The organism is Anabaena sp. AL09, from assembly GCF_001672255.1.
Lineage (GTDB): Bacteria > Cyanobacteriota > Cyanobacteriia > Cyanobacteriales > Nostocaceae > Dolichospermum > Dolichospermum lemmermannii.
Map to the genome: position 1 here is coordinate 33,461 of NZ_LJOQ01000081.1, position 21,918 is coordinate 55,378.

Below are 21,918 nucleotides of genomic sequence, written 5' to 3' on the forward strand. Positions count from 1 at the left end.
ATTTTTATGCTTATTACCTTGTTATCAGAAATAGATTTTGCTGTAATTCAAGAATCTGTTAAAGTATCTTCTCCCAATCTTCAAGAATTTTTAGAGAATGCTTTACAGTGGATTAATAGCCTTGGTGCTATAGGAGGAATAGTATTTATTGGCATCTATATTATAGCTACTCTAGCTTTTTTACCGGCTGCACTGCTGACATTGGGTGCTGGGGTAATTTTTGGTGTAATTTGGGGTTCTATATATGTCTTTATTGGGGCTACATTAGGTGCTATAGCAGCATTTTTAGGAGGACGTTATTTAGCGCAAGGTTGGGTAAAAGAAAAAATATCTAGTTACAAAAAATTTGCCATCATTGATAAAGCAGTTAGTAAAGAAGGATTAAAAATTGTCCTATTAGTTCGACTTTCTCCCCTCTTTCCCTTCAATTTATTAAACTATGCTTTCGGAATTACTAGTGTTTCTTTTCAAGACTATTTAATTGGTTCAGTGGGGATGATTCCTGGAACAATTATGTATGTTTATTTTGGATCTTTAGTAGGAGATATAGCCTTAATTGGCAGTAAAAATCAACCTGAAAACATCATCCTCCACTGGGTAATTCAAATCATGGGGTTGATAGCAACAATTGCTGTCACAGTTTATGTCACGAAGATAGCTAAGAAAGCTTTAAAAGATGAGAACTTATAAAAATTCTTTGTTTTTTATTTCTCAATAATTTTAGTAATTTTGTTAAATATAAAACCGATAAATTTCTGATGATAATGTATTTATAAATAACAGATCATATAATCAAAAACATAGTTTATACTTAACCATTCAGAGGTAATACTAATGTCAACTTCAGAATCTCCAAGAGTCACAATTCGTCCCATGGATGAGTATAATCAAAAACTCCTCAAAAATGTTCATCCAGATAATTGGGTAAATCCCCAAACGGCTGATTGTTATGATTTAGTAGTAATTGGTGGGGGAACTGCGGGTTTAGTTGTCGCTGCGGGGGGTGCGGGATTAGACTTGGGTTTAAAAGTAGCATTAATTGAAAAAAATCTCATGGGAGGAGATTGTTTAAATTTTGGTTGTATTCCTTCTAAATGTTTAATTCGTTCTTCTCGTGTAGTTGAAGAAATCAGAAAAGCTAAAGATTTAGGGATTAATATTTCTCAGAAATTTGATGTGGATTTTGCCACAGTTATGGAGAGAATGAGACGCATTCGGGCGAGTATTAGTCATCATGATTCTTTGGAAAGATTTAAAAGTTTAGGAATTGATGTTTTTTTAGGTGATGGTAAATTTATAAACAAGAATACTATAGAAGTTGATCAGCAAACATTAAAGTTTAAAAAAGCTGTCATTGCTACCGGTGCGAGGGCTGTTAAACCGAAAATTCGGGGAATTGAAGCAGCAGGTTATTTAACCAATGAAACTGTTTTTTCTCTAACTCAAAAACCCGAAAAATTAGCAATAATTGGTGGTGGTCCTGTTGGCTGTGAATTAGCACAAACATTTCAGCGGTTAGGTTGTGAAGTGACATTATTTCATCGAGGTTCACATATTTTAAATCAGGAAGATTCGGAAGCAGCGGAGATTTTGCAAAAAGTTTTAATTGATGAAGGTATTCGTTTAGTATTAAATTGTCAATTAGAAGAAGTTGTTACAGTTACGGAAGGAAAACGCCTATATTTTTCTGTGAATAGTGAACGAGATTCGGTGACAGTTGATGAAATATTAGTTGGTGCGGGACGGGCGCCAAATGTGGAAAATTTGAATTTAGAGGCAGTGGGTGTAGAATATGATCAAACCTGGGGTGTAAAAGTGAATGATTATTTACAAACCACAAATCCCAAAATTTACGCCGCTGGTGATATCTGCATGAATTGGAAATTTACTCATGCGGCAGATGCGGCAGCGCGAATTGTGATTAAGAATACTCTATTTTCGCCCTTTGGTTGGGGACGATCTAAACTCAGTAGTTTAGTGATGCCTTGGGTGACATATACCAGCCCGGAAATTGCTCATGTGGGGATGTATGCAAATGAGGCAGAAAAATTAGGTATAAAGATAGAAACTATTAAGATTCCTTTTAAAAGTATAGACCGAGCGATCGCAGATCATGAAGAATCTGGTTTTTTAAAGATTCATCACAAAAAAGGATCAGATCAAATCCTCGGTGCAACCATAGTTGCTAATCATGCAGGGGAGATGATTTCGGAAATTACTACAGCTATTGTTAATAATATTGGTTTAAGTAAACTGAGTAGTGTAATTCATCCTTATCCCACTCAAGCGGAAGCCATTAAAAAAGCCGCAGACGCTTATCGCAAGACTTTACTCACACCAAGAACTAAGCAATTGTTGGGATTTTTAACCAAGTTTTCCTAAATTTGAGAGTTTCAGATCTCCGACTTCTTAGAGGGTGTTTGAAAAGTTATGGTTGATGTATCAAATATTTTTTACCCCACCCTAACCCTCCCCTTGTCAAGGGGAGGGAACTGGATTGATGAAAATTACGGAATACCACTTTTCAAACATCCTCTTAGAGAAGTCGGGGATCTTGTTCTTGAAGAAAATATTCATGGTAAAATTCATGAAGAAAGAGAAAAAAATGAACCATCTACGCCAGAATTATCAGGACATCAAACAAAATGGAATATAAATCTCTGGCTATTGTCAGCAGTATCGTTATATTTGGAATTCTGGAAACCTTAGTTCCTTTCTTTCAATATCGTCAAAATCCCATTAAAAGAGTTATTCACAATTTAATTTTGGGGTTAATAAATTTTTTGGTGGTTAATTTAACTGTTATTTTAATCTTAAATTCTCTCTGGAAACCAACTTTATGGCGGGGATTATTTTATGATATTAATTTACCCTGGTTACATTTTATTCTCTCTTTTTTATTGCTTGATTTGTATATGTATACGTGGCATAGATTAATCCACACTTGGGGTTTTGCTTGGCGTTTTCACAAAGTCCATCATACAGATAGATGGATGAATATATCCACAGCTTACCGCTTTCATACAGGAGAAGTTATTGTTGCCAATATTCCCAAAATTGGGTTAATTTATCTGTTGGGAATTACACCAAATGCTTGGATATTATATGAATCTTTATTTGCGGTATCATTAGTTTTTCATCACAGTAATTTTGCCTTACCTTTTAAAATAGATAAATTCCTGAGTTATTTTATTGTTACACCTAATTATCATCGCGCTCATCATTGTCAATTAACAAAATATTTAAATAGTAATTATACAAGTTTATTAACTATATGGGATCTAATTTTTCAATCTCGTTATTATCCACCCCAACCAGAAAGCATCCAGTTAGGTATATCGGAAGAAACCAGAGATCTTAATTTTATCAGTTTATTAAAATTACCGTTTGTGTCTGTTAATAAACACAATTGATAGGATCAGAGAACGGAATTCAAAAGTAAAACATTAAGAAACTTATCCAAAGATGCAGAAGCTGATTTAAGATTAAAATTAATGAGCTAAATTGTTAAATTTGGAGTTTTTCGCTGTGTTAAGTTCACCTTTACCCACAATCAACGCCCTCAAACAACCTACCAGTGATGCTTGGGTAGAGCAAGCGATCGCTAACCTTGATATTATCTTACTAGATCACTCCCACTGTGAACGCAAAGCCGCAGGAGTAGCATTAAATATGATGTTTCGCTATCCCTCTAATGCTAAAATGGTGAGAGAGTTAACAGCGATCGCTCGTGAAGAACTAGAACACTTTGAACTCGTCAATCAATGGCTAGAACGCCGTAACATCAAACTAGCAGCCCTATCCGCACCCCCTTACGGTGCAGGGTTAAAATCCCAAGTCCGGGGACAAGAACCCCATAGATTTTTAGACTCCTTACTCGTCACCGGCTTAATAGAAGCCCGTAGTCATGAACGCTTAGGACTCCTAGCTGCTAACTGTCCAGAACCAGAATTAGCCGCATTTTACCGCAGTTTAATGGCATCAGAAGCCCGACATTTTGGGATGTATTGGGTATTAGCTGACACCTATTTTGACCGAAAAATCGTCATGGACAGATTAGACGAATTAGCAGAGGTGGAAAGTCAATTATTATCAACCTTACACCCAGAACCGAGAATACATAGTTAGTCAGTTTTTGCCGGAGTATGGATTAACAACCAAGATTGCAAATCATTCAAACTCTGAAAATCTAAAAGAGCTTCACTCAATTCTTCCAACACAGATAATGGTAAACCAGAAATAGATTTTATCTTTCTCTGAGATATTTTACCAAACCGCTTTGTTAATAATCGAATCACCAAATTAATTGTAGCTTGTTCTATGCCTTGTTCTATGCCTTGTTCTAGTCCTTCCTCTAGTCCTTCTTCTCTGCCTTGTTCCAGTCCTTCCTCTCTGCCTTCTTCTTTAATTTCTTGATAAACTCTAGTTTCTTTGAGTGTAATTCCTAACATTGATTCTACCTCCCGACGACTCAGATTTTCAAACTTGTAGACCATGATTGTCGTGATCATCTCCATCATAGCTTGACTTGATGGTGTGACAATCTCCTCATGGGTTCTATTTAATAAATATCTAGCTACTGCTGGGGCTTGACTTTCTTCCAGGGTAGTTAGTAACATAACACCTAAACCTAATGGTAATTCTTGAATATCTCCCAATTCATCTAAATATACCCGATGTACTTGAGGACTGTTGAGAGGGTGTTTGAAAAGTTATGGTTGATGTATCAAATATTTTTTACCCCACCCTAACCCTCCCCTTGTAAAGGGGAGGGAACTGGATTTGACTAAGGGGGGTAGCAATGTGATGAAAATTACGGAATACCACTTTTCAAACATCCTCTGAGAAATCCCCTATGAGGATAAATGTCATTTTGTTCTGTATTTCGAGATGGATAAATGATCACTACTTGCCAATCACAAAATCTCTTGCGATTACGATAAAAATATAGTGAAGTTTCCGCACATATTCGTTCATACAATTCCTCATCTCTTTGAAATTGTACCTCACAAAAATATACTATGCCCTTTCCATCACTTTCTGGTGGTAAAAATACACCATCAATTGCAAAAGTCGGTTCTTTGACAGCCACAGAATCAAAGCGGTAAGCCTGAGCATTAATAGGTGGATCTGTCAACAGTTCAAACAACAAAGATGGATATTGTTGAAAGAGTTTATAAAAAAGTGAATCTCTCCGCATAAAACATGATTATAATATTTGATTAGTTAAAATTCCTCAAACTTTGCGTCTTTGCTCCTTTGCGCCTTTGCGCGAAACATAATTTAACTGTAAAATAGAAAAAAACCCCGGAGGTAGAATTACGGTTTACGCACGTCCCCTAGCCAGATTAATCGAACAATTGCAACGGCTACCCGGAGTTGGACCCAAAAGCGCCCAACGTTTAGCTTTGCACATCTTAAAAAGACCAGAAGCAGAGGTAGAAGCCTTAGCCCAAGCACTTGTTGACGCGAAAAAACAGGTAGGTTTATGTAAAGTTTGTTTTCACCTTTCATCAGATCCAGTCTGTGAAATTTGTCGTCACCCTCAACGAGATAATACAACTATTTGCGTAGTTGCAGATTCCCGTGATGTGATTGCCTTAGAAAAAACTCGTGAATTTAAAGGTAAATATCATGTTTTATGTGGTGTAATTTCCCCTATGGATGGTATCGGACCAGAACAGTTAACCATTCAAGCTTTAGTGAGACGGGTAAGTGAACAAAAACCCCAAGAGGTGATTTTAGCCATTAGTCCCAGTATCGAAGGGGAAACCACAACATTGTATATCGGTCAATTACTAAAACCATTTACTAAAGTAACCCGTATTGCCTTTGGTTTACCCGTCGGTGGTGATTTAGAATATGCTGATGAATTAACTTTAGCAAGAGCTTTAGAAGGACGCAGAGAGCTAGATTAAAAGTAGCAAATTTCATTACCAAAATGTTTTTTACCAATTCCTTAGAAAATCAACTTCAAGAGTGTAACAATACCATTAATCTTCAGCCAAGTAATGCTAATGCTTATGTTCGTCGAGGCATGGTTTATTTTAAATTAGGAAAAATTACCGAATCAATTCAAGATTTTGATCATGCAGAAAAGTTAGATATTCAAATTACTCCTTATCTTTGGCAACGCGGGTTAAGTTATTATTATGCAGAACGATTTGCTGAAGGTGCAAAACAGTTTGAAACTGATTTAACTGTTAATGCTCAAGATGTAGAAGAAACAGTCTGGAGATATCTTTGTATAGCTAGATTATCCGGTGTGACAGAAGCTCGTAATTCTTTATTACCTGTGAAAAATGATCCGCGAAAAATCATGAAATCTATCTATGATTTATTTGCAGGTAATTGTACAAAAGATGACGTTTTAAATGTAGGAAAATTAACAGGATTAAAAGGTAAGTTTTACAGTCATCTTTATTTGGGTTTATATTATGAAGCTGAGAATAATTTAGAGTTAGCGCAGGAATATATAGTTAAGGCTGCTGATGAGTATAAAATTGATGATTATATGTGGTATTTAGCCGCAGTGCATAAGCAGTTAAGGGAATGGGAGTAATATATGAAATACAGTAGGGCTGATTCCTAGTAAAGAAAGCTGCTAAACAAGCTGAAGCTGCTCTCAAGGTGTTAATCAACTCGTTGTTTGGCTTTTATGGGACTTCTGGTGTTGGTTTTAATGATATGCAAGCTGCTGCACTGGTTACAGCTTATGGTAGACGGATTCTGCGATTCATGATTGATGTGATTGAAAAAGCGGGAGGTATCCAGGTGGAAAGTGATACTGATGGTGTGTTCTTCTCCCACTCTGAACCTCTGCTGATATTTGAAAAGCTGCAAAATGCTTTACCTACTGGTATCAAAATAGAGTTAGAAATTCTTGCTCAAGCGATGTTTGTTCCCTCTAGAGGAGCTAAGAATTATATGATCTGGCATGAAGATAGTAAAATTACTACTAAGGGTTCATGGCGGAAAAGAGACCGTTCTCGTCTAGAAAAGGAGTTTCCTTTGAACTACCTGACACAATATCTTCTGTCAAAGGCTAAGGCATAACAATATTACCAGGAATTAACCAAGGTTATTCGTTCTGGTGATTTTCCTGTAGAACAGTTACAGGTTACTCGGAAAATTAAGAAGGGTGAAAAGGCTCTTTTGGTTCTGGGTAATACTGGGGATGTTGTGACGTTTTATCAAGGAATTCTGGGATTGACTAATTCTGAAGTCTATTCTAGTGGGTATTATTTGGAGTTGATGGCTAAAAAACGAGATGAGTTACTTTCGGTTGTTGAGCCTCAAGGTGATGTGGGAAAGCAGTTGAGTCTGTTTTGAGTGGGGGATTATACTAATGATGAGATCGCCTATAATTTTTGTATCCATACCTCTTACTCTTACATCTATTTCTTCTTTAGCGTTGCTTAATGAGGCTATTAAACCTCGATTTCGTTTACTCCACAGGCGAAAGGTTGTGTTTGCGTGATGGATGACAGCAGCTAAGGCAGCATTTTTCTTCAACTTATCATTCACCCCACGTCAGAATCAGGGTTTTGGGCTTTTTCATAATCTCTGCTTATACTTATAATAGTGAGTTTGTTTTACTTCAATACTTTTTTCTGTACCCCTACAACACTCGAACAATTACGCGACCGATTACAACAAGTATTAGGACAAATTACACCAGAACGAATCTGCTCATTGTCATACTATAATTTCATTCTTGAAGCCCTATTCTATGCAGCTTCATATTAAATTGGTATTAGCTATATAAAATTTCTATATGTCTTCAATTGCTCCTAAAGATTTCAGCGTAGCTTTCTGATCATCTGTTAATCCTGTAACTCCAGTGATGTTCGTACCTTCATAAGGTCTAGGTGTTCTCAGAGTTTTCAAGCACTCACCTGTTTGTACATTCCATATCTTAATTGTCTCATCTTCGCTTCCACTGGCAAGCATTTGTCCATCAGGGCTAAAAACAACTGACCAAATTCTGTTATTATGATCTTCCAAAATTCTGAGACACTGACCGTTACAAATGTCCCATATTCTTATTGTTTTGTCTCCACTGCCACTAGCTATTGTTTGACCATTAGGACTGAATGCAATAGACCATACCCTATGAGTATGTCCTTGTAAAGTTTTAAGGTGCTGACCATCACGAAGACTCCAGATTTGAACTGTTTGATCTTCATAGCTGGTGGCTATTGTTTGACCATCAGGACTGAATGCAATAGACCATACTGCCTGGGATTGGCTTTGTAAAGTATTGAGACACTGACCATTATGAATGTTCCATATTTTTACTTTTTGGTCTCCACTACCACTAGCTATTGTTTCACCATCAAGACTAAAGGCAACTGCAAGTAACCAATCAGTATGTCCCTCTAAAGTATTGAGACACTGACCATTATGAATGTCCCATATTTTTACTGTTTGATCTCGGCTACCACTAGCAAGTAATTGGCCATCAGCACTGAAAGCAACTAACCGTACTGAATCTGTATGCCCTCTTAAAATTTTGAGACATTGGCCGTTATTAATATTCCATATCCTTATTGTTTCGTCTTCACTGCCACTAACTAATGTTTGACCATCAGGACTAAAAGTGACTGCTCGTACCCAATTGGTATGTCCTTCTAGAGTTTGTAGACATTGACCATTATGAATGTCCCATATTCTAACTGTGTGATCTTCATCTCCACTGGCAAGCATTCGACTATCGGGACTGAAGACAACTGACCTTATTGCATTAGTATGTCCCTGTATAGTTTTGAGACACTGACCGTTGTGAACATCCCATATCTTAACTGTTTGGTCTTCACTAGTAGTAGCTATTGTTTGACCGTCGGAATTGTAAGCAATTGACTTTATTCTAGTGGTATGGATCTGTAAAGTTCTGATACATTGACCATTTTGGATATTCCATATCTTTAATATTCCCTCTTCACTGCCAGTAGCTACTGTTTGACCATCGGGACTGTAAGCGACTGACCACACCCAGTTAGTACGCCCTAGTAAAGTTTTAAGGCACTCACCGCTATGAACACTCCATATCTTTACTGTTTGATCTCTACTGCCAGTAGCTATTGTTTGACCATCGGGACTATAAGCGACTGACCATATTGAATGGGTATGTCCCTGTAAAATTTTGAGGCACTGACCGTTATCGACATTCCATATCCTAACTGTTTGGTCTAAACTTCCACTAACTATTTTTTGACCATCAGGACTAAATGCAACTGATTGTACCCAATCTGTATGTCCCTGTAAAATTTTGAGGCACTGACCGTTATCGACATTCCATATCCTAACTGTTTGGTCTTCACTGCCACTGGCAAGCATTCGACTATCGGGACTAAAAGCAACTGATTGTACCCAATTAGTATGTCCTTCTAAAGTTTTAAGACATTGACCGTTACGAACGTCCCATATTTTGACTGTATGATCTCCACTGCCACTGGCAAGCATTTGACTATCAGGACTGAAAGTGACTGACCATACTCTATGGATATGCCCTTTACAGACAAAAAGTTTTTCACTATCCCTAACTCGGAACACATGAATTTCTGCCTTAGTATCACCTATAGCCAAAAGTCCTCCATCAGGACTAAAAGCTACTGAAAATATACTACCAAAGAATTGAGTAAAAGTTGATTTAGCTATTTTTGAATAGGAAAAATTAACATCATAAAGATTAACTTTTTTAAAAGATACTTGCCAAATAGTTAGATGAGAAAAATCATACCCTCTTAAAGTTGTTCTTGAGCTACAAAAATAATTTTCTTTTAAGTGACATAATAAATTAAAAATATTACCTGCTGCATATCCTGGTTGTAAAGGTGATTCTTTTTGTAACATTGATAAAATTTGAATTAGTCTTTGTTCAAACCGTATCTTGCTCCCTAAAGCTTTAGGTTCAGTTATTATTTCTTCAATTGGTTTCAGGATAAGGCGGCATTGATTATCTATCACGTATTCTTTGGTTAAAACATTTAGTAAGCCATAGGTCTTAAGAATATTAATTTTCCCATTGATAATTTCTTTCTTAACTTTTATAATCAATTGTTCAGTTATGTAATCTATAAAGATAGGGTGTAGACTAAACCTTTCTGCTTTTTCTGTTCTTTCTAGCGGGAATCTTCTTTGTAATGACTGTAGCGTATTCCCTAATTGATTTTTTGAATTTAAAGAAAGTAGATCTTCTTTTAATTCTAGAAATGATACTGGTTCACGATGAATTGCTAACCAATATACAACTTCTTTTTCTTTATCTGTTAATCTGTTAAAATGCCATCGTAAGAATTTATTCATATTGGTTTCACGTAAGTTTTTTTCTCTTAAAAAATCAGAAATTTTTCCGAAAAATACATCCTTAATATATTTAGAAACTAATTTTAAAAAGAAAGGATTTCCATTGTAGAATTGAACCAATTCTTCCCATTCATCTTGTGAGGCAGAGAAAGAGCAAAGTTCTTGTGCAAAAATATTTTTTACGTCTGATACATTTAAACCCGTTAATAATAGAGAACGAATAGGTCCTGTTATTGTCTCCAATGTAGAAACTTCTTTTGGTTTTTCACGGCTAGTAACCATTAAACAACTTTTATGCTTAACTTCGCTTACTTGTCTAAGTAAATCACCATAATCCTCCCTATCTTTTTGATATTGGCCAGCATAATTTTTGCCTTGTAAAACTCCCTCAAAATTGTCAATTATTACTAGACAGCGTGACTCACGTAAATAATCAAGAAGTTTTGATAGTAGTTGGTCTACACTGTTCGGTAAATTCACGTCTTGTTGGTTAGAAAGAAACTTAATCAAATCTACTAAAAGTTGTTTTAATGGTGGTGAGGTTAATAGCTGTCGCCAGATAATATAATCAAACTTATCTTGAATATTTTGTGCTAGTTTTACACAAAAAGCTGTTTTTCCAATACCACCCATACCTAAAATTGCTACTAGCTGGCAGCTAATAACTAATTCCTCTACTTCATGTAGTTCTGTACTACGCCCAAAAAAATGAACTATATTTGTAGGAGCTTTATCCCAATCGTATTTTTTCTTTTTTTTTTAAACTGGATCGTATTTTTTCTTTTTTTTTAAAACTGGATCGTATTTTTTCTTTTTTTTTAAAACTGGTATCGCTCCTTGTAAAATATTTTCCATTTTAATGGCAACTATGCCTTCATCAAAGGCTCTCTGAAACACATCTTGGTTGCCTGAATTTTTGTAACCCAAGCCATCATAAAAACCTCTAGCAAACTCAATAGCTGCACTATCTTGAATTGGGTTATTCATGCCAATCACATAATCAATGTACTGGCTAATTGCCACAGCAGGTTTTTCTGAATAACAAGCATTAAGCAGTACGCATCTAACATAATCAGCGTGCGACCTAAACAGAGATGCTAAACCTTCCGGTGCAACTGGCTGATTGTTTCCCCTATCATCCTCTAACACCAAGCTGCCATCTTCTAAACCATGTCCACAAAAATGAACAATTTGAGGCTGTTCTTCGGCAATAGCACGACGGATATCTTGAGGACGTACAGCAGTAATTACGCGAATTTCAAATAAATCCCGATTTGTAGCTCGTCGTATAGCTGACTCAATTTCTCGAATTTCTTTATCTAAACGCAGTCCATGAGGAATTGCTGTTAGAATCAAAATTTTCTGATGCTGAGTTGGTTTTGGGGGAACTACTTGTCCGATAATAGTAATCAGTTTTGGGTTTTTAGGGTTAAAATCACACGCAGCACGAACTAAATCTTCAACCCATCCCTCAGCATCAGCTCTTTGTATTAATTTAAAGACAATCTCTCCTAAAGTTCCTTCACCAGCAATCTCTCTTAAATTTTTATCTAATTGAAATTTTAACATTTGCTCTAAAGCTACGGTATTAGGAAAAGCATCAATTAAAGCACTGTGTAATTCTTTATTTTGTTGACCCGATAAACTCATATTTATTAATTCCTCATATTTCCCTACAAATTGAAAATTGTTTTGGCTGGTTTCAAGCGATTGCGCTCACTACTTCATCAATTCGTATCTTAAAGATACAGTTTAATACCGAATAGAATTCATTATAAGACAAAGCTACCGAAGTATCCAATAAATTTAATAAATAATTTGATAAAGGTTATGATTCATCTTTTGGTTCTATCAAAATTTTATTTTCTATTTGAGTTTTGGTTTCTTTTTTCTCTTTGACAAGGTTCATATTAGCTTCCCTTAATCGCTAGTGCTGACATCAGGACTTTACTTTGCTTGGGTTATATCCAGCGAACAATCTAATTTTATAATTAACGAAGATCAAGCATTCTTAAGGTAGATTGCAAGTTTTTGCATTCATATGAGATAAATAAAAAAATCAGACAGAAGGTGATGAAACTAATTGAACAGAGATTAATAGGAGATTGATTCAGTTAGTTATAAAATTAAGTGATTTAGAGAAAATATTTATCTAACTCAATATAGATTTTAAAAATTCTCAACTAATACTACAGATATGCTATTTTGGTTCTTCAGTACCTTGTATGCCAAATTTTCAATTAAACATCAAAAATGTGTCCAAAAATAAAGGCAAAAAGCCAGAATGCATGAAAAACACCTAAAATGTTAATAAATAATGCGAATGTTTATTGCAGGATAAGGGTTTCATCGTTTTTATGAGTGCAATTTAGCACAATATGTAATGAAGACCCGCCTCTAAGCCCCACGCCTGCATACCTCAAATTCGATCACGCACCTGTCTCAATACTTCAGCATTACTCTGAATCGCCTTAACGCGTGAAAAGGTAGTTAAACAGCTTGTTTCATAAGGGATAGAGCCTGAAAGCCACGTTGAAAAAAGAGTGCCAAGACGTTAAATGACTGCTTTCCGAAGCAGACAAGATTACAGTAAGTTTAGAGCTAACGCTCATGTACGACAATTGTATTGCCGTACTACCATGCCAACATACTTATACTTTGGTGAAGACGAATTCTTTCTGAATCATACCATCAAACAACTAAAAACCCACACTCTAGATCAACAATGGTCAAACTTCAACTATACAGAATACCCCCCAGAATCTAAAGAAACCATTCCTCAAGCATTATCCGATATCATGACACCACCAGTTGGGAGTGGAGGAAGATTAGTACATTTGCCCAACAGCACATTACTGGGAGTTTGTTCAAAAGAAATTTTGTTGCTCTTGGAGTCCATTCTCCCCAAAATTCCCTCAACAAATACCCTGCGTGCGGTTCGTTGTTAGCTGAATCACGGTAATCAGTCCGTACATAAGCTAACCAACCCAATCTAGCAATAGAGAAAGGTTGAACTCTCGGTCTGATACGGGTGTAAGTCCCATCTACCAGACTCAGGTATGACTCCCTATCTGCCCACGATGACCCGACTCGGTTTCGGGAGATCGAAGCTGGGAACAGGACGCAATCAGACATCCGTTGTGGGGTGACACTTGGCGTTAATGGGGAGTTCCTATGGTGAAACAGAGCCTCAAAAAGCAACCTAATTTGGAGCAGGACACAACTTAAAAAACCTGACTTAACTGGAGTTAATTCCCGCCGCATTTTGGAGAGAATAGCGGCAAGAGTCTAGGGAATCCAGTGGTTGAAATGGCTACACCTAACGGAACTAATAATCTAACCGAGGGAACGAATAAAAACGGGTTGAGGGTCTAAGGGCGGTCGAACCCTAAGTAGGCTGGACGAGCAGCGGAACTCCCTCAACTCGGGTAGGACAGACCGTAACTGGTCTGAGGTGTTCAGAATACACAGATTGGAGCAGAGCATGATTAGACACAGAGACAACTCTAGTGAATCCTGGAAGAAATTACCCTGGAAGAAATTCCGCCGTAACTTATTCCGCCTACAAAGACGCGTGTATAAAGCGGTTCTTGTTGGAGACAAGCGCAAAGCTAAGTCACTACAAAAGCTGATTCTGAAATCAACCGCAGCGAGATTACTGGCTATCCGTCAAGTAACACAGCTAAATGCTGGGAAAAAGACAGCGGGAATTGACGGTAAAACCGCACTCACATTCGAGCAAAGGTTTCAACTGAACGAAAAGCTCAGAGCCGAATGCAACGACTGGAAACACCAGGGATTGCGCGAAATACCCATCCCCAAAAAGGATGGTAAAACCCGAATTCTCAAAGTCCCCACTATTGCGGACAGGGCTTATCAATGTCTTGTCAAATACGCATTAGAACCAGCTTGCGCGTTGCAACTTTCCATGCTAGGAGCTACGGGTTCAGAACGGGACGGTCAGCGCATGACGCACAGAAAATCCTGTTCATCAACCTAAGCTCTAGTGCAAAAGGAATAGATAAACGAGTTATAGAACTCGATATCGAAAAATGTTTCGATAGGATAAACCACACCGCAATCATGGATAGACTCATAGCTCCTTATAGCATAAGACAGGGAATATTCCGCTGTCTCAAAGCCGGAGTTAATCCAGAGTTTCCCGAACAAGGAACACCTCAAGGCGGGGTGGTAAGTCCACTACTAGCTAACATCGCCTTAAATGGGATTGAAAGTATTTTTAGATACAAAGACCCCAAGGGACGAATAAAAGAACCATCAATCCGTTATGCGGATGACATGGTAATAATACTCCGACCCCAAGACGATGCAACAGAAATACTTGACAAAATCAGTCAGTTCCTAGCAGAGCGGGGAATGAAAGTCAGTGAGAAAAAGACAAAGTTAACCGCCACGACAGATGGGTTTGATTTCCTCGGCTGGCATTTTAAAGTCCAGAAAAACGGAAAGTTTAGATGCGTTCCATCAGTGGACAACTTTAAGGCTTTTCGCAAGAAAGTAAAACACATCGTCAACAACTCGAATTATGGTGCTACCACAAAGGCTGAGAAATTAGCCCCTGTAGTTAGAGGTTACAGAATCGTTACTCTAGCAAGAAACTACTAGACAAAGCATTCCCAACAGTTCCTTACTCCGAAAACAAGCACATCAATGTTAAAGGTGAGAAATCACCCTATGACGGAGATTTAAGTTATTGGAGCGAGCGTAACAGCAAGCTCTATAACAACGATACCTCTAAAGCCCTTAAACGGCAAAACCATAAATGTGGTCATTGTGGGTTAAAAATGCTCAGTGATGAGAAGGTACATTTACATCATGTTGACGGAAACCATAAGAATGGTAAATATAAAAACCTTCTAGCAATTCACGAAAGCTGCCACGATTACATACACATGAGCAAAAGCGAAAGCTAAGAACATCGGGAGCCGGGTGCGGTGAAAGTCGCACGCCCGGATCTAACAGAGAGGAGCGCGGGATAATACCCGCCTTCGACTCTACCTGATCACCAACACTCACAAACCTGACGCGAGAAATAAATCCGTCAAACTCCTACTGGAGTACGCACAGGTAACAGAATTTCCTCTCATTCCCCAATGGCAAACCCAAGCATTAATACAGCAAGCTCGGACATTAGCTGACGAAGTAGGTGTAACACTCACTACTGATGCTTACAAAGTATTGATTGATTACACAGGCAATAATACACGACTGATATTCACCGAACTAGAAAAGCTCAAAACCTATGCTTTGGGTAAAACAGTCAATGGGGATATGGTGAAAGAATTAGTCTCAGAAAGTGCTGCTAATAGCTTACAACTAGCCAACGCCATTCGCTTGGTTAACATTGCTCAAGCATTAGAATTTGTTGAACGCTTAATTAACTGTAACGAACCAGCTTTAAAAATTACCGCTATATAAATCGTGAGTCAGCTTTTAGAAATTAATGCGGCGATAAACTTCACCAAGAGGGACTTCTACGTTTAAACTATGTAATAATATAGACTGCTCAAGATGATCATAAACTTGCCATTGCCAGCGAACTGCTTGCAGCAGCGCTAGTTCCCTCCGGGACGCTCCGCGAACGCTATCGCTACTATCATCCAGTTTGTGATAATGCTCAATATAGGGTTCAGTTTGGCTAACTAGCAGATATTCGCAAAAGCTAGGAAGGGAGCGATATTTTCTAAATTTATCACCCCTATCATAACCTTCAGTAGAGGGTGATAAAACTTCTACAATTACCAGAGGATTGAGAATTTCATCGGTGCGCTCACCGTTCAATTGTGGTTGTCCATCTACTACCATTAGATCAGTGTAAGTTCCACAGTTGTATTCGGGAATCCAAACGCGCAAATCGCTATTATATAAGCGAAAATTGCTATCTCTGAGCAAAAACCCCAAATAGACTAAGAGGTTACTAGCGATCGCACTATGAACTTCTGAACCTCCAGCCATAGCGATAATTTCTCCGTTACAATATTCATGTCTTTCGGCTGCGGTTTCCTCCATCACTCGATACTCATCTGGAGTGAAGTGAGTTGTTGTTATATCCTGAGTAATATTGGGGGGACTGGTTTGAGTAATAACCACGATCAAACCTCACGAATGTCAAGCCCCAAATACAGTTTTTCGCGCTCGACAAGATTTTAGAAAACGCTTGTTTGATATCCTAGACAGGCAAATAATTTATTTTAAGATAGTTCTTCCTTATCAAATTCATGATAACAAATTTCAAATGTCCAGTCACCGGGGACTGCTGAATTTGATGGAATGCCCCAAAGTGCGATCGCTACAGGTATTGTAGATCAAGTGCTACCCCCGGCAGAAATGGCGCGGACGATTTATGAAATCATCTAAATGCAGCGTCAAGGGACGACGCCAGGAGAATCTCTACTTCCCGAACTAGAATCAGAGAAACTTCGCGCGATTATTCAAATTCTTAATCAATACGAAAAGCCGTCCTTCTAGGACGGGGCTTGTGTCCCATGTTTTGGTCAGGATTGGCAACGACTTCTTGGAGCAGATCTTGATAATCAGCTAAAAACTGATTTATTCGCTCTCTTTTGAATAATTGCGATTGATATTTAAGCTGTATCATGTAGTGAGTTTTTGGTTCAGATTCATCTGCAACTGGCAATAGTCTTGTGCGAATTACAAAAGACAGATCAAAAAAGTTGACCACCAGCGACGAAGCGTAGCCAGATTCTTCATGGGCGTGTCGTTCCGATTTGATCTCATAGAGTTCAAAAGGCTGTTCCCAGGTAATCATATTAATTTGAATCCGAGAAAGAGGATGAGAAAGAAAGTCTCGATGGGGATGGGCTTCGTGGGCTAACTGTTCAAAAGGTACATATTGATATTTATAAGCATCTGAGGTTATGCAGCGCACTTTTTGTAACAACTCTCGAAAGGTTGTAGGTTGTTCTCCTAATTCAATTTGCAATAATAAGTAATTGGTGAAATTCCCAACTACGCCGTTAAAATTAGCCGATGGTCGAACCGTATTCGGTGTAACAACGGCTAACTGTCGATTACCACTATGGCGATATAACAACAGATAAAAGCAACTAAGATAACCCATAAATAAGGTAGTATGCTCTTTTTGAGTCAACTGCTTCAAGCCATCACTCAAGGGCAGTGGCAAAATTTGACGAATCTGCTCAGTTTTGAAGGTACGAACCGTTGGAGTCGGATAATCTTGGAGTAGGACGGGGGTATCGGTGATATTAGCTAAACGGGGCAACCAATAAGTGCGATGTTGTTCTAATAGTGTGGTGGGGAGATGACGTTGCCAGTAGGCATAATCAATATATTGAGTTGACAAAGGGGGAAGGGATGGTTCTTTGCCCAACACAAGATCACGATACAAGATACTCAATTCATTGAGTAGTAAACGTTTAGCTCGACCATCTACCAGAATATGATGAAAGATGATTAGTACAAGATGTTCATCGGTTGCTATTTGTAGTAAAGCGACTTTTACTGGTGGTTCTTGGGCAAGATCAAAGGGTTGATAGAGAAACCTATCGATATAATCTCCAATTGCTTGTTGATCTGACAACTGCTTAACCAGAAAATCAATTGACATCTGTGGTGCGATAGATTGAAACAACTGACCATCTTTCCACAAAAGTCTGGTGCGGAGTGCCTCATGCCGTTGGACTAAATAAGCGAAACTCTGTTGTAATGCCTCTACATTGAGTGATCCTTGCAACCGATAAACAGAGGGCAAATGATAAGGTAATGTAGCTGTCCCCGACTCCAGCCATTTTATCAACTTTTCTTGGACATACGTTGCTGGGGCATAAGTTACTGAAGTTGTTACATAGCTGTTTGCATGGGTAATAATGTTGTTTTGTAACGCAGCAATGTGAGTCGCTAAACTCTCAATAGTGGGATAATCAAATAGTATCGTCGGTAATAGATGGGTGTCAGATAATTTTGCTAGTTTAACGACAATATAAGTCGCCATGAGAGAGTCTCCGCCCAATTCAAAGAAATTATCTGTAATCCCAACTTTTTCCCGCAATACCTCTTCCCATATACTGACTAATAAAGATTCCGTCTCTGTCTGCGGCGGTACATATTCTCGCTTAGAAAAGTCCGGTTTTGGTAGAGATTGACGGTCTATTTTTCCGTTTACTGTCAACGGGAAAGCCTCTAAGCGAACAAATATATTCAATTTTACCCGATTTACCAAACGTTCATTAATATAAACTTGCAAAAGCGATAAATCTAGACCTTTTTGACCGACAATATAGGCTACTAAATACTGTTTTTCTCCCTCTTCAATCAATTTTACTGCTGCTTCTTTAACGAGTGGGTATTCTAACAAAATTCCCTCAAGTTCATCTAATTCAATGCGAAACCCGCGCACATTGACTTGATTATCTCGTCTTCCTAAAATTTCAACATCTCCATTGGGCAAATATCGGCCAATATCACCCGTTTTGTAAATGCGATCGCCTGGATTTTTTGTGTAAGGATTAGTAATAAAACGCTGCTGAGTTAAAACGGGATTATCTAAATAACCTTGGCAAAGATAAGGGGTACGGACGGTTATTTCCCCTTTTTCACCAATCCTAACCAATTGGTTATTGTCATCTAATAATAAAATTTGTACATCGTCTATACCTTGTCCAATAGGCGCGATCGCAGATGCCATTTTATCAGATGACACTCGGCAATAGCTCATCCCTTGAGGTGTTTCTGTTGTCCCATAGAAATTGACACAACTCAAATTAACCGTCAATTTTTGCAACTGACTGACTAAGGAGTTTGGTAATTTGTCCCCACCGAAAAAGAGATAGCGCAAATCAGGTAAAGGCTGATTAGTGATTGTGAGTAGTTGTCCTCTTGGGGGTGTGAGATGGGCAACGGATATTTTATTGACTCCCATCCATTCCCCCAAATCTAAACTGATTGAGGATTCATCCAACGAGGGTGGCACATACAAGGTTGCCCCTAAAGACAAGGGGGTGAAAACATCGCGTAACAAAATATCATGGGCAATACTGGCTAAATTGCTAAAACGATCCTCTTCGTTTAATCCAAATGTGCGAATTTGCCACTCAATGAAATGGGTAACGGGGCTATGAGTACCCACAACACCATTAGGGATTCCTGTAGAGCCAGAGGTAAACACGATATAAGCCAATTGCTCAGGAGTTATAATCCGATTGGGATTGGTAATCGAATACTGACCTAAAATTTTCTTTGCTTGGTGGAGTTGTTTTGGTAAATGAAGTTGTACTTTTGGTGCAATCTCTTGTAAAGCTTCTGGCAACTCCCCAGCCACTTCCAAACAGATCAACGCTTTTGGGTCAGCTAATTGACAATATCGCAATAGCTGCGTCACGGGATAGTCTTTATTTAAGACCATAAAAGAAGCACCTGCTTTGAGGATTCCCAGCAAAGCAACTACCAAAAACGGTGAAAATGCCGCATAAATAGCTACCAATTTTCCCTCTAATTGATACTCCAGAAGGTAATGGGCAATCTGATTACTTAATTCATTTAATTGTTGATAGTTGAAGGTAATATCTTGACCAACAAGGGCTGACTTTTCTGGTACTCTTTCCACTTGTTGCTCAAAAGATTCATGTATCGCACCAAACCAGCGAAAAGGCAGAGGTTGTGACGGATTTGGTAAATAATTTGGTTGTTGGGACTTATTATCTTCGTCTTTTGTTGTCGAAACAACGGTTTTTTGATGAGAGAAGTAGTGAGTTTGCTCAAAATTGACTTGGTAAATTTGATGTTGAGCCAGGGTTTCCTGATCAATATCGACTCCTATGCCTGCACCAGTTGGCACAGCTACGGTTGAATCTTGTTTGTTTCGCACAAATGTCCCATTTTTAAGCCATGAATTGCCCAAACTATAAACGTTAATATCGTTTGCTAGAGTAAAATTGGCTTTAGCCGCCAAATGTAGGTTGACAACCCGCCCAATCGGTGTTTCAAACATTCCTCCACACCACATTTGCCAACCCGCCGCCTGCATCATGTCGTGAATTTGCAGTGCATGACGAAATCCTCCGACTCGGCCGACTTTCATATTAACAATGCGCCCAGCCTGCAAATCAATCGCTCGTTGTGCTTGTTGGACAGAATAAAGGCTTTCATCTAAACAAATCGGCGTATTGATGATTGTTTGTAACTTGGCGTGATCAATAATATCGTCATGGGCTAATGGCTGTTCGATCATTAGCAAGTTAAATAAGTCTAATTTTTGAAATAATGGGGTGTCTGCCAAGGTATAAGCACTATTAGCGTCAACCATTAATTGAATATCTGGATAATGCTCTCGAATAGCTCGCACAGGCTCAATATCCCATCCAGGCTTGATCTTGATTTTGATCCGTCTGTATCCGTCATCCAATCTTGTGGCTACTTTATCCAATAAGGTTGGTATATCTTTTTGGATACCAATACTACAACCGATCTCAACTTTAGTTTTCACGCCACCAATGATCTGAGAAAGGGAGACATTCTGGGATTTAGCCAACAAATCCCACAAAGCATTTTCAAGGGCTGCCTTAGCGATTAAATGCCCGCGAATTGCGCTAAAATCTGGCAAATCATCAACAGTGTCAAGATCACATTGCATCGTAATGGGAATTAAAAAATCCTCCAATATATGCCTTGCGGTTTTCACCGTTTCATAAGAATATGAGGGATGTTCAGAGGCGACACATTCCCCCCAACCAACTAAACCTTGAGTATGAACAGAGATTAAAATACAATTTTTGTGGGTGTTTACGCCATAACTGGTTTTGAATAAAGTGGGTAACTTTTGTTTGATTTGATAGAGTCGGATCTGTTCAATCTTCATGGCTGTCGTTTGGACTATAACGCAAAATTAATTTTAGACTATCCCAACACCCAAAAATATTTTATCCAAGACGGTAGTGATGAAGCCAATAAGGTCAGTTATGACAAGATTTGCCAAAAGGAACCCTGGAAAAATTTAGCGGTTTTAGGCAATGATCTGACGGGAATCACCACTCGTCTGCCCCGTAATATCTTGATCGACTATTGGCGGGATTGCTTTGGTTATCGCTACGAAAATATTGAAGTCCTGACCCGCTCGGTCTATCTCGACCACCTCAATCAGAGCGATCGCCTTGAGAAAATTATTACCCTGTTTCCCTTTGATCATTTATCTCCTGAAAAACACGCGGTTCACCCCGATATTCATTACAATTTGCTGAGTAAAACAACCTTAGCAAAGGCGGGAGTGCGATCGCCCCTTTATAAAGGCTATGAACTTCTGAACCTCCAGCCATAGCGATAATTTCTCCGTTACAATATTCATGTCTTTCGGCTGCGGTTTCCTCCATCACTCAATACTCATCTGGAGTGAAGTGAGTTGTTGTTATATCCTGAGTAATATTGGGGGGACTGGTTTGAGTAATAACCACGATCAAACCTCACGAATTAAATCAATTGTCAAGCCCCAAATACAGTTTTTCGCGATCGCTATTTCTGGGTAAAAAAAATGAGCTAAATCAGGTCTAAATTGAAAGCCATAATTTTTTATAACCAGAGTCAAGGTCAGATAAAATTATATAATAATTTGGTTTTGAT

General features: G+C 38.3%; 16 protein-coding genes and 5 pseudogenes. 14 read left to right on the plus strand and 7 right to left on the minus strand.

Annotated elements, in window-relative coordinates:
* Positions 1-6: 6 nt before the first annotated feature.
* From AN490_RS15415 to miaE, 5 genes are all read left to right on the plus strand, one after another.
* Positions 7-690, plus strand: a complete 684-nt coding sequence (locus tag AN490_RS15415; protein WP_300005080.1) for a TVP38/TMEM64 family protein — start codon at positions 7-9, stop codon at positions 688-690.
* 144 nt (positions 691-834) lie between these two features.
* Positions 835-2,382: a mercuric reductase gene (locus AN490_RS15420; protein WP_300005082.1), complete on the plus strand. Its 1,548-nt coding sequence runs from the start codon at positions 835-837 to the stop codon at positions 2,380-2,382.
* A 48-nt stretch (positions 2,383-2,430) separates the two neighbouring features.
* The gene (locus AN490_RS15425) at positions 2,431-2,709 is read left to right on the plus strand and encodes a hypothetical protein (protein ID WP_300005085.1); all 279 of its coding nucleotides are present in this window, start codon (positions 2,431-2,433) and stop codon (positions 2,707-2,709) included.
* A complete protein-coding gene (locus tag AN490_RS15430; RefSeq protein WP_148763214.1) occupies positions 2,646-3,413 on the plus strand; it encodes a sterol desaturase family protein in 768 nt (255 codons plus the stop codon). Before AN490_RS15425 ends, AN490_RS15430 begins: the two co-directional genes overlap by 64 nt.
* 115 nt (positions 3,414-3,528) lie before the next feature.
* Entirely contained in the window at positions 3,529-4,128 is a 600-nt protein-coding gene (gene miaE / locus AN490_RS15435) for a tRNA isopentenyl-2-thiomethyl-A-37 hydroxylase MiaE (protein ID WP_300005091.1), read from the plus strand.
* Here miaE and AN490_RS15440 read toward each other — a convergent pair.
* Both AN490_RS15440 and AN490_RS15445 read right to left on the minus strand, forming a co-directional pair.
* Positions 4,125-4,697: pseudogene (locus AN490_RS15440) on the minus strand (DUF2887 domain-containing protein); the annotation flags it as partial. The gene miaE and the pseudogene AN490_RS15440 sit on opposite strands and share 4 nt — an antisense overlap.
* Before the next feature lie 155 nt (positions 4,698-4,852).
* Positions 4,853-5,200: pseudogene (locus tag AN490_RS15445) on the minus strand (Rpn family recombination-promoting nuclease/putative transposase); the annotation flags it as partial.
* Positions 5,201-5,318: 118 nt separating this feature from the next.
* Between AN490_RS15445 and recR the strand changes: the two are divergent.
* The 4 genes and pseudogenes from recR (at position 5,319) to AN490_RS15465 (ending at position 7,332) form a co-directional block, all read left to right on the plus strand.
* Entirely contained in the window at positions 5,319-5,918 is a 600-nt protein-coding gene (gene recR, locus AN490_RS15450; RefSeq protein WP_015078902.1) for a recombination mediator RecR, read from the plus strand.
* A 23-nt stretch (positions 5,919-5,941) separates the two neighbouring features.
* Positions 5,942-6,562 carry a hypothetical protein gene (locus AN490_RS15455; protein WP_300005094.1) on the plus strand — a complete coding sequence of 207 codons (621 nt, stop codon included), beginning with the start codon at positions 5,942-5,944 and terminating at the stop codon, positions 6,560-6,562.
* 62 nt (positions 6,563-6,624) lie between these two features.
* A pseudogene (locus AN490_RS15460) lies at positions 6,625-7,056 on the plus strand (DNA polymerase domain-containing protein); the annotation flags it as partial.
* 153 nt (positions 7,057-7,209) lie between these two features.
* The gene (locus AN490_RS15465; protein WP_300005097.1) at positions 7,210-7,332 is read left to right on the plus strand and encodes a hypothetical protein; all 123 of its coding nucleotides are present in this window, start codon (positions 7,210-7,212) and stop codon (positions 7,330-7,332) included.
* 441 nt (positions 7,333-7,773) lie between these two features.
* On the opposite strand, the gene AN490_RS15470 is transcribed toward AN490_RS15465, so the two are convergent.
* Together AN490_RS15470 and AN490_RS15475 are read right to left on the minus strand one after the other, a co-directional pair.
* The gene (locus AN490_RS15470; protein ID WP_366925048.1) at positions 7,774-11,025 is read right to left on the minus strand and encodes an NB-ARC domain-containing protein; all 3,252 of its coding nucleotides are present in this window, start codon (positions 11,023-11,025) and stop codon (positions 7,774-7,776) included.
* Positions 11,026-11,067: 42 nt separating this feature from the next.
* Entirely contained in the window at positions 11,068-11,958 is an 891-nt protein-coding gene (locus tag AN490_RS15475) for an effector-associated domain EAD1-containing protein (protein WP_300005100.1), read from the minus strand.
* 989 nt (positions 11,959-12,947) lie between these two features.
* Here AN490_RS15475 and AN490_RS15480 point away from each other — a divergent pair.
* From AN490_RS15480 to AN490_RS15490, 3 genes and pseudogenes are all read left to right on the plus strand, one after another.
* Positions 12,948-13,256: a hypothetical protein gene (locus tag AN490_RS15480; RefSeq protein WP_300005103.1), complete on the plus strand. Its 309-nt coding sequence runs from the start codon at positions 12,948-12,950 to the stop codon at positions 13,254-13,256.
* 536 nt (positions 13,257-13,792) lie between these two features.
* Positions 13,793-15,242 (plus strand): annotated as a pseudogene (locus tag AN490_RS15485) (reverse transcriptase domain-containing protein).
* Positions 15,243-15,330: 88 nt separating this feature from the next.
* Complete coding sequence (locus AN490_RS15490; RefSeq protein WP_300005153.1) at positions 15,331-15,747, plus strand: hypothetical protein; 417 nt, start codon at positions 15,331-15,333, stop codon at positions 15,745-15,747.
* 15 nt (positions 15,748-15,762) lie between these two features.
* Here AN490_RS15490 and AN490_RS15495 read toward each other — a convergent pair whose 3' ends face one another.
* Entirely contained in the window at positions 15,763-16,419 is a 657-nt protein-coding gene (locus AN490_RS15495; RefSeq protein ID WP_300005106.1) for a Uma2 family endonuclease, read from the minus strand.
* A 138-nt stretch (positions 16,420-16,557) separates the two neighbouring features.
* Between AN490_RS15495 and AN490_RS15500 the strand changes: the two genes are divergently transcribed.
* A complete protein-coding gene (locus tag AN490_RS15500; RefSeq protein ID WP_300005156.1) occupies positions 16,558-16,686 on the plus strand; it encodes a chemotaxis protein CheB in 129 nt (42 codons plus the stop codon).
* An 82-nt stretch (positions 16,687-16,768) separates the two neighbouring features.
* On the opposite strand, the gene menC is transcribed toward AN490_RS15500, so the two are convergent.
* Complete coding sequence (gene menC / locus AN490_RS15505; RefSeq protein WP_300005109.1) at positions 16,769-21,163, minus strand: o-succinylbenzoate synthase; 4,395 nt, start codon at positions 21,161-21,163, stop codon at positions 16,769-16,771.
* A 9-nt stretch (positions 21,164-21,172) separates the two neighbouring features.
* Here menC and AN490_RS15510 point away from each other — a divergent pair, with 9 nt between their 5' ends.
* A complete protein-coding gene (locus AN490_RS15510; RefSeq protein ID WP_300005159.1) occupies positions 21,173-21,619 on the plus strand; it encodes a hypothetical protein in 447 nt (148 codons plus the stop codon).
* On the opposite strand, the pseudogene AN490_RS15515 reads toward AN490_RS15510, so the two are convergent.
* Positions 21,591-21,752: pseudogene (locus tag AN490_RS15515) on the minus strand (Uma2 family endonuclease); the annotation flags it as partial. The gene AN490_RS15510 and the pseudogene AN490_RS15515 sit on opposite strands and share 29 nt — an antisense overlap.
* Between the last annotated feature and the right edge of the window lie 166 nt (positions 21,753-21,918).

Coding starts and splice junctions, on each gene's coding strand:
- AN490_RS15415 (WP_300005080.1), top strand. CDS start 7: ATGCTTATTACCTTGTTATCAGAAATAGATTTTGCTGTAATTCAAGAA.
- AN490_RS15420 (WP_300005082.1), top strand. CDS start 835: ATGTCAACTTCAGAATCTCCAAGAGTCACAATTCGTCCCATGGATGAG.
- AN490_RS15425 (WP_300005085.1), top strand. CDS start 2,431: ATGGTTGATGTATCAAATATTTTTTACCCCACCCTAACCCTCCCCTTG.
- AN490_RS15430 (WP_148763214.1), top strand. CDS start 2,646: ATGGAATATAAATCTCTGGCTATTGTCAGCAGTATCGTTATATTTGGA.
- AN490_RS15455 (WP_300005094.1), top strand. CDS start 5,942: ATGTTTTTTACCAATTCCTTAGAAAATCAACTTCAAGAGTGTAACAAT.
- AN490_RS15475 (WP_300005100.1), bottom strand. CDS start 11,958: ATGAGTTTATCGGGTCAACAAAATAAAGAATTACACAGTGCTTTAATT.
- AN490_RS15480 (WP_300005103.1), top strand. CDS start 12,948: ATGCCAACATACTTATACTTTGGTGAAGACGAATTCTTTCTGAATCAT.
- menC (WP_300005109.1), bottom strand. CDS start 21,163: ATGAAGATTGAACAGATCCGACTCTATCAAATCAAACAAAAGTTACCC.